At 71.2% G+C, this 15,136-nt stretch carries 11 protein-coding genes; 1 reads left to right on the top strand and 10 read right to left on the bottom strand.

The features are described 5' to 3' along the window. From ACFW0G_RS13570 to ACFW0G_RS13540, 7 genes are all read right to left on the bottom strand, one after another. Positions 1-1,086: a zinc-binding dehydrogenase gene (locus ACFW0G_RS13570; protein ID WP_378325419.1), complete on the bottom strand. Its 1,086-nt coding sequence runs from the start codon at positions 1,084-1,086 to the stop codon at positions 1-3. After that, a complete protein-coding gene (locus tag ACFW0G_RS13565; protein WP_378325418.1) occupies positions 1,086-1,373 on the bottom strand; it encodes a putative quinol monooxygenase in 288 nt (95 codons plus the stop codon). Before ACFW0G_RS13565 ends, ACFW0G_RS13570 begins: the two co-directional genes overlap by 1 nt. Beyond that, positions 1,370-1,963 (bottom strand): glycerol-3-phosphate responsive antiterminator, encoded by a 594-nt coding sequence (locus ACFW0G_RS13560; protein WP_378325417.1) that lies wholly within the window; start codon positions 1,961-1,963, stop codon positions 1,370-1,372. Before ACFW0G_RS13560 ends, ACFW0G_RS13565 begins: the two co-directional genes overlap by 4 nt. A gap of 47 nt (positions 1,964-2,010) precedes the next feature. Continuing rightward, complete coding sequence (locus ACFW0G_RS13555) at positions 2,011-3,573, bottom strand: FAD-binding oxidoreductase (RefSeq protein ID WP_378325416.1); 1,563 nt, start codon at positions 3,571-3,573, stop codon at positions 2,011-2,013. Then, positions 3,570-5,255 (bottom strand): FAD-dependent oxidoreductase, encoded by a 1,686-nt coding sequence (locus ACFW0G_RS13550; protein ID WP_378325414.1) that lies wholly within the window; start codon positions 5,253-5,255, stop codon positions 3,570-3,572. Before ACFW0G_RS13550 ends, ACFW0G_RS13555 begins: the two co-directional genes overlap by 4 nt. Positions 5,256-5,353: 98 nt before the next feature. Then, complete coding sequence (locus tag ACFW0G_RS13545) at positions 5,354-6,832, bottom strand: FGGY family carbohydrate kinase (protein ID WP_378325412.1); 1,479 nt, start codon at positions 6,830-6,832, stop codon at positions 5,354-5,356. After that, complete coding sequence (locus ACFW0G_RS13540) at positions 6,829-8,259, bottom strand: MFS transporter (protein ID WP_378325411.1); 1,431 nt, start codon at positions 8,257-8,259, stop codon at positions 6,829-6,831. The genes ACFW0G_RS13545 and ACFW0G_RS13540 overlap by 4 nt, the downstream gene beginning before the upstream one ends. A gap of 306 nt (positions 8,260-8,565) precedes the next feature. On the opposite strand from ACFW0G_RS13540, the gene ACFW0G_RS13535 reads away from it, so the two are divergent. After that, a complete protein-coding gene (locus ACFW0G_RS13535) occupies positions 8,566-10,125 on the top strand; it encodes an alpha/beta fold hydrolase (protein ID WP_378325410.1) in 1,560 nt (519 codons plus the stop codon). Positions 10,126-10,139: 14 nt separating this feature from the next. Here the strand turns inward: ACFW0G_RS13535 and ACFW0G_RS13530 are convergent, their stop codons facing one another. The 3 genes from ACFW0G_RS13530 to ACFW0G_RS13520 form a co-directional block, all read right to left on the bottom strand. Further along, positions 10,140-10,796, bottom strand: a complete 657-nt coding sequence (locus tag ACFW0G_RS13530; RefSeq protein WP_378325409.1) for a response regulator — start codon at positions 10,794-10,796, stop codon at positions 10,140-10,142. Then, positions 10,793-11,959: a sensor histidine kinase gene (locus tag ACFW0G_RS13525; RefSeq protein ID WP_378325407.1), complete on the bottom strand. Its 1,167-nt coding sequence runs from the start codon at positions 11,957-11,959 to the stop codon at positions 10,793-10,795. Before ACFW0G_RS13525 ends, ACFW0G_RS13530 begins: the two co-directional genes overlap by 4 nt. A 156-nt stretch (positions 11,960-12,115) precedes the next feature. Beyond that, positions 12,116-14,431: a M4 family metallopeptidase gene (locus ACFW0G_RS13520; RefSeq protein WP_378325406.1), complete on the bottom strand. Its 2,316-nt coding sequence runs from the start codon at positions 14,429-14,431 to the stop codon at positions 12,116-12,118. Between the last annotated feature and the right edge of the window lie 705 nt (positions 14,432-15,136).

The raw sequence follows: 15,136 nt of genomic DNA, 5'->3' as shown, positions 1-15,136 counted from the left end.
TCAGAAGGTGATCACCTGGCGGACGGCGCCACCCCGATGCAGGCGGTCGAAGCCCGCGTTGATCTCGTCGAGGGTGATCGAGTGGGTCAGCAACGCCTCCACCGGCAGGAGACCGGCCTGGTACAGCGCGATGAACCGGGGCACGTCCCGCCGGGGTACGCAGGAGCCCAGGTAGCTGCCGCGCAGGGTTTTCTCCTCGGCGACGAGGCTTTGCGCGGGAAGGGCCAGCTCGGCGGACGGGTCCGGCAGGCCGACGGTGACCGTGGTCCCGCCCGGCCGGGTCGCCTGGTAGGCCTGGGCCAGAGCGGCGACCACTCCGGTGGTGTCGACGGCGTGGTCGGCGCCTCCGCCGGTCAGCTCGCGGATCTCCGCGACGTCGCCGGCCAGGACACGGGTGGCGCCGAGTGACGAAGCCAGCTCCCGCTTCTCGGCGACCGGGTCGACAGCGATCAACGTGGACGCACCGGCGGCCTTCGCGGCGAGCAGCGCGGAGAGGCCGACACCGCCGAGACCGAACACGACCACGCTGTCGCCGGGACGGACGTCCGCCGCGTTGAACACCGCACCGGCGCCGGTCAGCACCGCACAGCCGAACAGCGCGGCGATCTCGAACGGCAGCGTCTTGTCGACCCGCACAGCCGAGCGGGCGGACACGACGACGTACTCGGCGAAGGCCGACACGCCGAGGTGGTGCAGCGGGCGCCCCACCGGGGACGACCACCGGACGTCCCCGCCGAGCAGGGTGCCGTCCCGGTTCGCGGCGGCGCCCGGGACACACAGGGCGGGACGTCCGGCGGTGCACGGGCCGCAGTCGCCACACGACGGCACGAACGTCAGCACGACGTGCTCGCCCGGGACGAAATCGCTGCCCGGCCCCGCCTCGACGACCTCACCGGCGGCTTCGTGGCCGAGCACCATCGGCACCGGACGCGGGCGCGACCCGTTGATCACCGACAGGTCCGAATGACACAGTCCGGCCGCGCGCACGCGGACCAGCAACTCGCCCGGCCCCGGCGCGTCCAGCGTCAGCGTCTCGATCTCCAGCGGCTTGCCGACCTCGCGCAGTACCGCGCCACGGACGCGCATCACCGCTCCCCTGCCGGGACGCAGCGGGTGACCTGCCGGTCGGCCAGCAGCGGCACGACCTCGCCGAGCACGATCCGCTTGAAGTGCTCCGACGCGCAGTGCTCGGTGAAGTCCTGTTCGGTGTCGTACTCCTCGACGATCACCACGACGCCCTCCTCGATTCCCGTGTGGACGGTGTATCGGCGGCAGCCGGGCTCGCGCCGCGACGCCTCGGCCATCGGCCCGAGCAGTTCGACGACCCGGTCCCGCTCCGCGGTCACATACCGGGCCACCACTACGAAACTCATTGTTCTCCCGCACGTAGCCGGGACCGGGTCAGCGACCACAGTCCCGAATCGGACGACGCGGCGGCCAGCGCGCCCATCGCCAGTGAATGCGCCACCCCGTCGCGGTCGGTGACGAAACCGGCCGCGACGAAGGGTGACAGGACTTCCCGGGCCTGTGCCGACATCCAGGGGATGATCGGCGCGGGCATCAGCTCCACCAGATCGGGCCCGCTGCGCTTGACCGCCTCCAGGCTCCGGTTCAGGTTCGACCGGTCGGTGACGAACACCTTGTGCATGGTCAGCAGCGACAGCGCCCGGCCCCGTTCGATCGGGGCGACCCGGGTGCTGACCACCCCCGCCGCCCCGATCTCCTGCAGGAAGTCGACGCCGCCGCGGTCGGTGGCCAGCCCGGGGCACGAGTCGATGTTGACGAACACGAGCTTGTCCAGCCCGGCCAGCAGCGACACGATCTTCGGCAGCTGCCCGACCGGGACCGACGCCAGGATCCCGACCCGGGACGCCGCCTTCACGAAGTCCGGCACCCGGGCGGAACCCACCACCGAAGCACACACCGGGACGTCCTCGAACGCCGCCGTGATCCTCTCGTTCATGGCGCCCACCGTTTCACAGTGCCCGTCCACAGTGCCCGGCCGCCGCGTCAGCCCGCCGAGTCCAGCGGGTTCGGGCCCAGGTCGCTGGGCAGGCCGAGCTTGCCGGGGTTGAGCAGCCCGTGCGGGTCCAGCGCCCGCTTGACGTCGACGAACGTGCCGAAGCCGGTGCCGAGCGCGTCCGGCAGGTACGGCCCGCGCAGCAGGCCCGAGCCGTGGTGGTGGCTGAGCGCCGCACCGTGGCGCACGAGCACGGCGTTGGCCGCGTCCCACGCCGAGCGGTACCAGTGCCGCCGCTTTTCCGGCTCGACGTCGCCGCGCAGCGAGAAGTACAGGCAGGCGCCGTCGGTGTAGGCGTGCGACTGGTGCGCGGACGCCCGGAGCGTGCCCGGCACGGCTTCGATCGCGGCCACCACCTCGTCGTAGATCGCGGGCAGCGCGGCCCACGAACCGGCCATCTCCAGCGTGTCGGCGACGAACCCGGGCCCCGGGGTGAACCCGTCGGCCGACTTGCCGACCAGCATGCGCTCGTCGAGCCAGCGCTCGAACACCGGCTGACTGTCCATTTCGGACCCAGTGGCGGCGCATTCCTCGGCGCTCACCTTGATCATGGCATCGACCAGCACCGGGTCGCCCTCGTCGGCGATGAGCAGCAGGTTGGTGTCCGGCTGCCCGAAGTGCGTTCCGCTCTCCAGCTTGTCGTAGAGCCGCATCGCGGCCGGGGTCGCGCCGCGCTGCATGATCCGGCGGCAGGCGTCCAGCCCCTCGGCGAACGTCTCGAAGCCGTACGCGATGGCCTTCGAGTAGTCCGGCAACGGGTGCGTGCGCAGGCGCACCGACGTGATAACGCCGAGCGTGCCCTCCGAGCCGACGAACAGCTGGCGCAGGTCCGGGCCGGTGGCCGCGCGCGGATAGTCGCCGAAGCGGGCCAGCGTGCCGTCGGCGAGCACGACGTCGAGGCCGACGACCATGTCCTCGATCTTGCCGTAGCGGGTGGACAGCTGGCCCGCGCCGCGGCAGGCCACCCAACCGCCCACAGTGGACATCGCGAACGCCGAGGGCCAGTGCCCGGTGGTCGCGCCGTGGACCTCCTGCAGCTCCTTTTCGAAGAGGTCGCCGAACATGCCGGCCTGCACCTCGACGATCTGTGAGGCGGCGTCGTAGGAGACGATCTCGTTGAGGCGGCAGACATCCAGCACGACGCCGCCGTACACCGGCAGCGCGGCGCCGGTGACGTTGCTGCGCCCGGCGGACACGGTCAGCGGCACGCGGTGCTCGCCGCACAGCCGGACCACGGCCTGGATCTGCTCCACCGTGCTCACCTCGGCGATCACCGCGTCCGGGGTCGCCGGAGCGTCCGCGGTCTCACCGATCATCGCGCCCGCCCACCAGTCACGGGTCCGCAGCACGACCTCGTCGCGGTCGGTGTACACCGCGTCCGCCAGGCCGCGCAGGGCGTCGGTCAGCGCCGTCGGGACGTCCACAGTGGACGTCTGCAGCGACGCGTCGCCCTGGCCCGGCGCGGTGCGGGCGCCCCAGCGCGGCGGCGTCGGCGCGCCGACCACGTAGTTGCCCCGGTTGAACGGGTGGGTGATCGTCTGGCGGCTGATCATGCGTTGTCTCCCAACAGGTTGTCTCCGAACAGGATCGACTTCTCCCGGGCGACGCCCGCCCGGTACTCCTTCACTTGCGCGGCCACGGTTTCCTGGCCGAGGCCGAGTTCCGTGCCGAGCAGTTCGCCCACCAGCGGCGCGGCTTCGGCCGAAGCGTCCCTGGCGAACAGCCGCAGCCGGGTGCGCCGGGACAGCACGTCGTCCACCGAACGCGCCATCTCCGAGCGGGCCGCGAACACGACCTCGGCCTTGAGGTGCGGCTGTCCCGGGATCAGCGGCTCGCCCAGCGACGGGTCCTCGTCGACGAGCGCGCTGACGAAACGCGCCTCGGTGCCGTAGCGGCCACCGAGGTGGGCGGCGATACCGCCGGTCGCGGCGGTGGCCTCCGCGTCGTAGCCCGCACCGCCGACCAGCGGCAGGTTCTTGGTGCGGCAGCGGGCTTTCCGGCCGAGCAGGCCGAGCGCCTTGTCGACGACCAGCTCGCCCATGTGCCTGCTCGTGGTGAGCTTGCCGCCGGTCACCGTGACCATGCCCGCGGACACGGTGATGTGGTGGTCGCGCCGCATGTCCAGCGTCGCGCCCTCCTTGCCGCCGACCAGCGGGCGCAGGCCGGCGTAGCTGCCCAGCACGTCGTCGGCGTCCAGCTTGGTGTCGAAGGCGATCGTGGCGCCTTCGAGCAGGAACTCCATCTCCTCGCGGGTGCAGTGCACGTCGTCGGTCGAGCCGTCGTAGTCGGTGTCGGTGGTGCCGACCACGACGACGTCGCCCCAGCGGGTGCAGGTCGCGCGCCGCGCGCGGCCCGGGATGGGCACGGTGACCGTGCAGTCGTTGCGGATCTTCGACCACGGCAGCACGATGTGGACGCCCTTGGCCGGACGCACCTGCGGCCGATGGCCGTCATCGGCCATGCCGTCGACGCTGTCGGCCCACACCCCGGTCGCGTTGACCACGACCCTGGCGCGGACGTCGATCCGCTCGCCGCCGGCCTCGACCGTGGCACCGGTGACCCGCCCGCCGGAGGTGTGCAGGCCGGTCACCTCCGCGCCGTTGGCCACGACGGCGCCGTAGCGGGCCGCGCTGCGCACGATCGCCAGCGTCAGCCGGGCGTCGTCGGCACGGCTGTCGTAGTACATCAGCCCGCCCTTGAGGTTGTCCGCGCGCAACGTCGGGGCGTGCGCCAGCACCTCGTCGACGGTGAGCCGCTGGTGCAGCTTGCCGATCCGCCAGCCGCCCGCGAGGTCGTATGTCCACAACAGACTCTCGAAGGCCTTGGCGATGCGCGCGTCGAACACGCCGTCCTTGGCCAGGATCGGGAACAGGAACGGCAGGCGCTGCACCAGATGCGGGGCGTTGCGGCGGAACCGCTGACGTTCCAGCAGCGAATGCCGGACCAGATCGAGGTTTCCCTGCTCGATGTAGCGCAGCCCGCCATGGACCATCTTGGACGATTTCGACGACGTCCCGGACGCGAAGTCGTCGCGCTCCACCAGGGCCACCTTCAGGCCACGGGAGGCGGCGTCCAGCGCGGTGTAGGCGCCGGTGACGCCACCCCCGATCACCAGCACGTCGAAGGTGCCGGTGTCGAGACTCCTCAGCGCGTCGCGGCGATCCAGCCGCAGTGGCGCGGAAAGAGTCGCCCTCGCGGCGACGGCGTTCGGCCGTCGGGACGGCAGTGTGAACATGAGCTTGTCTCTCCACTCAGGACAGGACCCGGACGGCGCCGGGACCGCTTGAAACGTCCACTAAGGACAGTATGAACAGGACGGTCAGGACAGGGCTGTCACGACAAGGAAGTCGCGAGCACGTCCTGCCAGCGTGCGCGCAGTTCCCGCCGGTCGTCTTCGGGAAGCCGGGGCTCGAACACCTCGCCCGGCTTCCGCTGGGCGGCGGCCTCGGCCAGCGACGGCCACACCCCGAGCCGGGTACCGGCGAGGTAGGCCGCACCACGCAGGCTGGCGGTCGCCGAATCGGCCACCCGCTCGATCGGCACCCCGGCGAAATCGGCCTGGCTCTGGAGCAGCGCGTCGCTGGCGGCCAGCCCGCCGCCGACCCGGAGGTGGGTCAGCGGCCGCTTCATGGTCGCCCGCAGCGCGTCGACGGTGTCGCTCACCGCGTGCGCGATCCCGTCGAGCACCACGCGCGCCAGCACCTCGCGCGTGGTCGCCAGGCTCAGCCCGACCAGCAGCCCGCGCGCGTCGGGCCGCAGCACCGGCGTGCGCAGCCCGGCCAGCGTGGGCACGAACCAGGTCGTCTCGCTGCTCGGCTGCCCCGCCGCCAGCGCGCTGATCTCGGCCGCCGAACCGAACAGCCCGAGATCCTCGGTGAGCCAGCGCAGCGCGGACCCGGTGGTCGAGGTGTAGGCCTCCAGGCTGAATCGGCTGTGCCCCGCGCTGCGCCAGCCGACCAGGCACAGCACGCCGTCCAGCTCACCGAGACCGTCCGGCGGTTCGTCACCGACGAGCGCGCCGACGAACGTGCCGGTGCCGTGCACGCAGGTCCCCTGCCCCGGGGTCAGGGCGCCGAGGGCGATCAGCGAGGCGTGCTGGTCGCCCATCACCGCCGCGATCGGCACGCGGATGCCGAGCAGTTCCGGGTCGGTGTACCCGAAGTCGCCGTCGTCGTCGAGTGGCGGCGGTGCCAGCTCGGCCGGAAAACCCAGCTGTGCCAGCCATTCCTGATCCCAGGCATGCTCGCGCAGCCGATAGCCACCGAACGCGACAGCGTTGGTCGCCGAAATCGCGTACCGCTCACGACCGCTCAGGTGCCAGACGAGCCAGGTGTCGACCGACCCGAACAGCACACGGTCCGCGGGCACGTCGAGCTGGTCGAGCAGCCTCGCGGCCCACAGGAACGGCGCACGGGTACCGACCGGACGGCCCGTTCTCGCCCACAGGACCGGATCCCAGTCCGGTGCCAGCTTCGCCAGCTCGGCGGCGTACCGGGTGTCCTGCCACACCACGGCCGGAGCCAGCGGGCGCCCGGTCTCGCGGTCCCACAGGATCGCGGTCGCCCGCTGGGTGCACACCGACATCCCGGCGATCTCGACGTCGTTCTCCCCCGCCCAGGCCACGGCCTGCCGGGCGACGTCGACGGTGTGCCGCAGCAACTGCTCCGCGTCCTGCTCCACTCGGGACGGTTCGGGGTGGACCACGTCGATGGCGGTGTAGAACGACGGCCCGCATACGCCGTCCTCGCCGACCACAGCCGCCCGCGTGCCCGTCGATCCCTCGTCGACGGCCAGGATTCCGCGCCGCGTCATGCCGCGCTCCCGGCGAACTTGATGTCGATCTCCTCGTCGTCGGGGTCGACACCGCTGCGGGTCGGGTCCCACCGCACGATCAGGCAGGAGACGAGGCCGAGGAACGGCACCACCGCGAGCAGCGCGATCGTCGGGCCGAGCCCCAGCGCCTCCTTGATCTGCGGGAACACGTACAGCCCGATCACGCTGCCGAAGCTGCCGAGCATGCCGGTCACGCCGGTGCCGAGGGTGCGGATGTCACTGCGGTAGGACAGCGCCGCGATCGACTTGCCGTTCGCGCCGGGGCCCGCCGAGTGGAAGAAGATGAACAGGAACGGCAGCAGGAACCCGATCGCGATCGGGAGCTTGCCGAAGCCGAGCCCCATCACCAGCAGGATGGCGAACGCGAAGGCGTACCCGATCGCGGAGCTGACGCGCAGCCCGATCCTGCGGCCGAAGTACGCCGAGAGCGCGCCGCCGACGATCCCGGCGACGTTGAAGATCATCGACCCGAGTGTGGCCGTCTGGAACTGCTGGCCGAAGATCGCCAGGCTGATCACCGGCAGGTACCAGCCGACGGCGAAGTACTGCATGGACTGGGTCAGCGAGATCGCCGTGGACAGGAAGGTACGCGGCAGATAGGGCTTACGGAACAGCACGCCCGCCTGCCGGAACCCGATCTTCTGTTCCTGGACCGGGACGTCCTCGTCCGCGGCGGTTCCCGGGGTCACCTCGAAACCGTAGATCCGCCGGAGGCTTTTCGCCGCTTCGGGCAACCGTCCCTTGGTCGCCAGCCACGACGGGCTTTCGGCGAGGAACACGACCTGCAGCACCAGCAACGCGATCGCGAAAACCCCGGCGGAACCGACCGACCAGCGCCAGATCTCCACCGAAACACCGAGGTTGTAGAAGAGCAGCGTCAGCGCCAGGTTCACCGTGGTCGCGACGTACCAGACGGACTGCCACAGGTTGAGCCGTCCGCGCAGCTTCGCCGGCGTGTACTCGGCGAGCAGCGCCATCGCCACCGCGAAGTCGATGCCGTAGGCGATGCCGACCAGCCCGCGCCCGAACCAGACCGCCTCGAAACTGCCCGCGGTGGCGGTGAGCACGGCGCCGAGCGCCGCGATCGCCTTCGCGGCGATCAGCGGCTTGACCCGGCCGATGCGGGCCGCCAGCCAGCCGCCCGCCGGGTTGAACAGGATGGCGATCGCGGGCGCGGTCGCGGTGAGCACGCCGACCTGCGCGGGGCTGAGCGTCAGCTCCTTGGTCATCGGCGAGAGGCCCGCGCCGAGCGCGGCGTTCGAATAGGCGTCCAGGAACAGACCGCCCAGCACCAGGTACCACAGCAGGTTCGCCTTGCGCGGCAGCTTCGACAGACTGTTGATCAGCGCGGTGACCTGCGAAACGTTCGAAATCGATCGCGACGTTGCGACCGCCGGTGAACTCATGGACCGCCAACTTTCTGCGCTGGCTGTCAGCGATCCGACACGAAAAAAACAGACACGACGAAGACCGCTGACAGTGGCTCTTCGTCTGTGCCTGTCTGAAGTGGAGACACTAGGCCGGGAATCGGCACGCGTCAAGACGACCCGGCGAACCGCGGCCGGTTGCGACAAGGGCGTCCCTGGGTTCCGGCTCTGCCTGCGGACAGAGAGCGGGGCGGTGAATCTCCGTCGCGCGGCAGATGTCCGGCGGTTCCGTCCCGCCATAGCGTTTTCCCGTGACAGCAACGACTTTCCGACTTCGGAGGCACGATGAAACCGTTCCGGCACACGCTGGTGTGGACACTCGTTTCCGGCGGGCTGCTCACCGTCACGGCGGGTGCTTCCGCCGCCACGGACGGCATGACCCGGTTCGAGCGGCAGACGATCGCCTGGCACGGCTGCCGCACCGGCGACGGGGACGAGACGGGCGCGCGGCTCGACGCGGCCGGGGCACGCTGCGGCGAGGTCACCGTCCCGCTGGACTACGCCGCCCCCGGCGGGCGCACGATCTCGGTGGCGGTGGCCCGGCGAGCCGCCACCGATCCCGCGCACCGGATCGGCACGCTGGTGGTCAACACCGGCGGGCCGGGTCCTTCACGGGACGGGGTCACCCTGCTCGCACAGGGCCTGCCACCCGAGATTCCGCGAAGCGCCCCGGAGCTCGCGGCGCGGTACGACCTCGTCGGGATCGACCCCCGGTTCTTCGGCCGCAGCACACCGCTGGAATGCGGCTGGCCCACCGGGCTTTACCTGCGCAGCGCGCAACTCGCCACCCCGGACCGCGCGACGTTCGGGCGGAGTGTGGCCACCGCGAAGGATCTGGCGTCCCGGTGCGCGCCGCAGCGCGACCTGCTCCCCCACGCCTCGACCCGTGCCATGGCCCGCGATCTGGACGTGGTGCGTGCCGCGCTCGGCGAACCGCGGATCTCGTACCTGGGCTGGTCCTTCGGCAGCTATCTCGGCGCGGTGTACCTCCAGCTGTTCCCCGGCCGCGCCGACCGGGTCGTGCTCGACAGCGCCGCCTCCCCCGACGCCGCGGGCCCCGGCCTGACCCGCGAGACCGCGCCCGCCGACGCCGCCGCGCTGGCGGACTGGGCACACTGGGCCTCCCTCCACAATGGAAAATACGGCCTCGGCGACAGCGTGCCCGCGGTACTGGCCACCATCGACCACATCGGACGGTCGGCCGCCCGTGCCCCGCTGCGGGTCGGAAGCCACCAGGTCGACGCGGCCATGGTTCCCGGACTGCTGCTCACGGTCAGCGACAGTGACGCGGCATACGCGGAATTCAGTGCCCAGGTGCGGGTGCTGCGCGACGCGGCGCGGGGAATCGCGGTCACGCCGACTCCCGCCCAGGAGTGGAAACTGGCGCTGTACACCAGTTCCGAGGTGCTCCCGGACTTCGGTTTCAGCGCCACGATCGCGAACCAGTGCGCGGATCGGGCGGCGTCACACGATCCCGGGACGTACTACCGCGACATCCAGGCGCATCTGGCCACCGAGCCGAGGTACGGCCCGCTGGCCCGCCACATCACCCCGTGCGCGTTCTGGCCCGCGGCCCCGGTCGAGGCCCCGACCCGGATCGGCACCGGCCACGCCGCGCTGCTGGTGGGCGCCACCGGCGATCCGGCGACCCCGTACCCCGGTCAGCGGGTACTGCACCGGGCCCTCACGGGCTCGCGGATGGTCACCCTCGACCGCGCGTTCCGGCACGGCGTGTACCTCCTTTCCGAACCCGGCGCCGCCACCCGCTGTGTCGACGAGACGGTCCTGGGTTATCTGCTCGGCGGTTTCCTGCCCGCCGCCGACCGGATCTGCGCCCGAGCCTGAGCCCACGGCGGGCGTCACCGGTCCCCGGGCCGGACGACGCCCGCCTCGTAGGCCATGACCACCGCCTGCACCCGGTCGCGGACCCGCAGTTTGGCCAGGACGTTGCGCACGTGCGTCTTCACCGTTCCCTCCGCCACCACCAGATCCCCGGCGATCTCGGCGTTCGAGAGGCCCCGGGCCATCGCCACCAGGACCTCTCGTTCGCGTCCGGTCAATGTCGCGGCCAGCCGCGCCGCGTCCGGGTCGAGCGCGGGCGCCAGCCGCTCCAGCAGTCTTCGGGTGGTCGGCGCCGCCAGCACGGCGTCCCCGGCGTATACCGTCCGCACCGCGGCGAGCAGGTCGCCGGGAGCCGCGTCCTTGAGCAGGAACCCGCTCGCCCCCGCTCGCAGCGCCGCCAGCGCGTGCTCGTCGACGTCGAACGTGGTGAGCACGAGGACCTTCGGCGGTTCGGGGAGCGCCAGCACCCGGCGGGTCGCCTCCAGGCCGTCGAGCACCGGCATCCGCACGTCCATCACGACCACGTCCGGACGCCGCAGGCGGACCTCCCGCACCCCGGCCAGGCCGTCCCCCGCCTCGCCCACCACGGTCAGGTCCGGCTGGGAGTCGAGCACCATCCGGAATCCGGCCCGCACGAGTTCCTGGTCCTCGACCAGCACCACCCGGACGGTCACGACGGCACCGGGATCCGGGCGCTGAGCACGTGCCCGCCACCGGGCCGCCGGCCGAAGGTCACGGTGCCGCCGTGTGCCCCGGCACGTTCCCGCATCCCGGCCAGGCCGTAACCGCCGCCAGGGCCCGCGGCGGCGAGCGGTGTGCCGCCCTCGTCCCGCACGTCGACCGCGAGCCCGCCGTCTTCCCAGCGCAGCGACACCTCCGCGCGGGCGCCCCGGCCCGCGTGCTTGAGCACGTTGGTCAGTCCCTCCTGCACGATCCGGTACACCACCAGCCCGAGGGCGGGCTCGACGGGCGCCGGGAGGTCCATGCTCAGCCGGACGTCGAGCCCACCGGCCCGCACCCGGTCGACGAGGGCCCGCACGTCCGCCGCGCCCGGCTGAGGCGCGACGGACTCGCCGGAGTCGTTCCGGAGCACGCCGAGCACCCGCCGCACTTCCCCGAGTGCTTGCCGCGCGTGTTCCCCGATCGTCTCGAGCGCCGACCTCCCGGCCTCCGGCGACGACGCCGCCGCGTACCGCCCGCCGTCCGCCTGGGCGATCACCACCGCTAGCGAATGCGCGACGACGTCGTGCATCTCGCGGGCGATCCGGGTCCGCTCCCCCAGCACGGCGAGCCGGGCCCGCTGATCACGCTCGACCTCCAGGAGCCTGGCCCGCTCGGCGAGCATGTCCAGCTGCCTGCGCCGGACCCGGTGCAGGACGCCGACGGCCCACGCCGCCACCACGGTGCTGCCGAGCAAAGCGCCGAGGACGACGTGCAGCGACACCGGGACCGGCAGCTGCGGCCAGCTCCACCCGCCCAGCGCGGCGCCGAGCAGACCGGCCGCCGTCGCGAGCCTGCCCGCCCACACCGGGCCGTGGGCCACCGCCGCGTGGACCGCGATCGGCACGGCCACATCGGCGGGGAGCGCGCCGATGCTGTCGCGAACGGTCAGCCACTGGGCGAACGCGGCGGCCGACACCAGCGCCGCGCACAGCACCGGTGCGCGCCTGCGCAACGCGAGCGGAACGGTCAACAGCAGCGACAGCACGAAATAGCCGGATTCCGCGCCGATTTGAAGTCCTAAAAGGACACTGGAACCGGCGAGCACGAGTGCTGCCACGGCATCGGCGGACAGTACGTGCCCCCGCATCCACGAATCAACCCGCTCGCCGAGCACGGGCTCACTCTACGTCCGGGCCACCGGGCGGCACCTCGGCAAAGCGGCCGATACCGGCTACGCCGCCGGGCCTAGCCCGAACGGCGTAACCGGCGGACGCGGCGGGGCGGCCACCGTGCCCGGCGACCGCCCCGTCCGTTCATCGTGTTCCCGGTGTCAGCAGGCTCCTTCGTCCTCCCAGACCGCCCACGACTCCGGTGCGCCAGGCTCGGCGCCGACGGAGTACCAGGTGGACTTCCACTTGTGCCCGTTGTGCGAGACCTCGTCACCCGGCGCGTAGGCCTGGCTCGAGCTCCACGCCTGGATCACGCCACAGCCGCCCTGTTGCTCGACGGTCAGGGTGAACGTGGCCGTGTGCGTCACCGAGCCCGTGCCCGACACCGTGATCGAGTAGGTCCCCGGCGCCGTCGTGGCCGACGTCGTGACGGTCAGCTTGGCCGAACCACCGGAGGTGACCGAGGCCGGATCGAAGGCCGCGGTGGCCCCGGAAGGCAGGCCCGATGCGCTCAAAGTGACCGTCTGATCCGTACCGGCGGTCGTCTTCGTCCCCACGGTCGAGGCCGCGGCGTCGCCGGGTTTGACGGTCGCCGCCGCCGGGTCGAGCGTGAGCGAGAAGTCGTTCTCCGGCGGCTTACCGCCCACCGTCAGGTTGTACGTCGCGGTGTGCGTCGCGCTGCCCGCGCCCTTGACGGTGATCGGATAGGTGCCCGCGGGCACCGACGCCGTCGTGGCCACCGTCATCGTCGAGGACTGACCCGAGGTCACCGACGCCGGGTTGAACTGGATGTTCACGCCGGAGGGCTGCCCGGTCGCGGTGAGCGCCACCGTCTGCGGGTTGCCCGAGGTGGTCGTCGTCGCGACCGTCGCGGTCGCCTTGCCACCCGCCTGGACCTGGCCGGACGCGGGGTTGAGCGTCAGGCCGAAGTCGTCGGTCGGGGTCCCGACACAGGTCGGGTCACCGGACTGGGCGGGCAGGCTGATCGCGTCCCAGGCCGCCTTGACCGAGTTGAACTGGGCACAGCTCGGGTCCAGGTTCTTGGCCGCGGTCAGCGTGGCGGTGCGGTAACGCTTGTAGGTCATGCCCGAGGTCTTGAGCAGCATCGCGTTGTAGAACACGCGACCGGCGTTCTGGATGCCGATGCCCTTGACCGTGGAGCTGTTGCAGGTCGGGCTGTTCGCCGAACCCTCGGCCAGCAGGTAGAACCAGTGGTTCAGCGGGCCGGCGGCCTTGTGCACCTCGGTGCCGGGGATCGAGCTGGAGTAGCAGTTGGGGTCGTTGTTGACCCGGGAGGGATCCCGCATGTCGCGGATCGGCCCGTTGCCGACGAGGTCGACCGACTCGCCGACGGTGTAGTCCGGGGTGTCGTACGGCGACGGCTCGTTGGTGTAGGCCTCGGTCAGCGCGCCGAAGATGTCCCCGGTCGCCTCGCCGAGCCCGGCTTCCTGCCCGGCGCCGCCGGGGGTGTACTGGTCGATGGCGTGCCCGTGCTCGTGGCCCACCACGTCCATGGACCCGATCCACTTGCCGGCCTGGTTGTGCCCGATCTCGATGTGGTCACCGGTCCAGTAGGCGTTGACCGCGTTCAGCCCGACCTGCACGGTCACCCCGCGGCCGTTGCCGTCGATCCCGTTGCGGCCCAGCCACGCCTTGAGCATGTCCCATTCGTGCTGGGTGGACCAGAGCACGTCGACGCAGCCGGTTTCCTTGCTGCTGGCGTTGCCGTTGCCGAAGGTGTCGTTGGCGTTGGTGAAGGGCTGCTTGCTGCTGTAGTCGACACAGCGCACACCGGACCGCTTCGGGTCGACCGTGCTGTTGTTGCTGGTGTCGATGGTCAGCGGGTTCGGGCCGTTCCACTCGCTCGTGCCGCGCCCGGCGGAGGAATCGTCGCGGCTGCCGACGACGGCGCCGGTGTGGGCGTCGACGTAGACGTGCGGCCTGCTGGGGATGTTGCCCGCCTTGTGGCCGGTGAGCACGGTCTCGAAGACCAGCTTGCCGCTGCCGTCGGCCAGCACCGAAAGCGTGCTGCCCACCACACTGTCCACTTGCGACAACGTGGTCTTCGCGATGGCCGCGGCCTGGTCGCCGGTCAGCTTCGGGACGGTGTCCACGGTGAGATCGGCCTTCGGGGCCGCCATGGTGTCGAGCACCTTGCCCGCGTTGTCGGTGGCGACCACGGCGTCCCCGCCGATGACCGGGAGTCCCTTGTAGGTCCGGTCGTACGAGACGTAGAACAGGTCCCGTTTACCGGGAACACCGCCCTGATAGACGTTCACTCTTCTGAACTGCTCGTCGGCGCTCTTGTGGAGCGCGTCGAGTCCGGAGTCGGCCGCCCGGTCGGCGGCCGCGACGGCGAGTGCCACGGAGTTGGGGCCCGGTGCGGGCGGTGGCGCCGCCTCGGCGGCGACGGTGATCGCTTGAATGGAAAGGGCCGCCAAGCACGCCGCCGATAACAGTCCTGCTGCGCGTTTCACGCTTGCTCCTAGAGGAAGGGTTTTCTGCCTGAACAGCAGGAGCAAAGTATGAGCTTATAAACATGAATGTCAACTGAACAGAATGCTTGACGCTGTTCGGCCGCACGCATTAGGTCGATCGGCACTGAACGGCCATATTATGCCCCGCGTTATGGCGCGGTTCGGACTATTCTCCCGCCGCTCCCCGGATCGGCGGCTTCCGCGCCTCGCCGACCGCCCCGACTTTCCGCCGTGGCAGGGATGTTCGGCGACGACAGCGGACCTGCGGACCGGCGGCGCAAGTGGTCTGGTCCAGTTAGGCGCCGACGGCGAAATCCATCCCTTCGACGCTTGACAGAAGACCGATCACCTCTCCCGGCGACCCCCACCGTACACCCGATCCACGGCCACGGAAACCGCGCCGGCAATCCGCCGCCACCATTTTTCCCGGCATCTGTCAATCCGCATTCTCACCGTTGACGCAGTGAATTCGATCTCCGCCGGGCGCACCTCGGGTCCGTGAAGGACTCCTTACCGGCGCTCACCGCAGTGAAGGGGGCCACCGCCCGCGGCGATGTCCCGAACGCGTCGTTGACGACGTTGATCGTCTCGAACGGAGCGTCCGCGACAGGCGACACGCCACGGACTGCTCTGTCATGCCGTGCCCGGCACCGTATGCCGGGACACCCGCAACGCCGCGCTCCGCGGACCAGCGCAGCGCACGAA

Source organism: Amycolatopsis sp. NPDC058986, from assembly GCF_042741125.1.
Classification (GTDB): domain Bacteria; phylum Actinomycetota; class Actinomycetes; order Mycobacteriales; family Pseudonocardiaceae; genus Amycolatopsis.
Note: the sequence above shows the minus strand (reverse complement) of the source record. Positions and strands in the feature narration are given on the sequence as shown.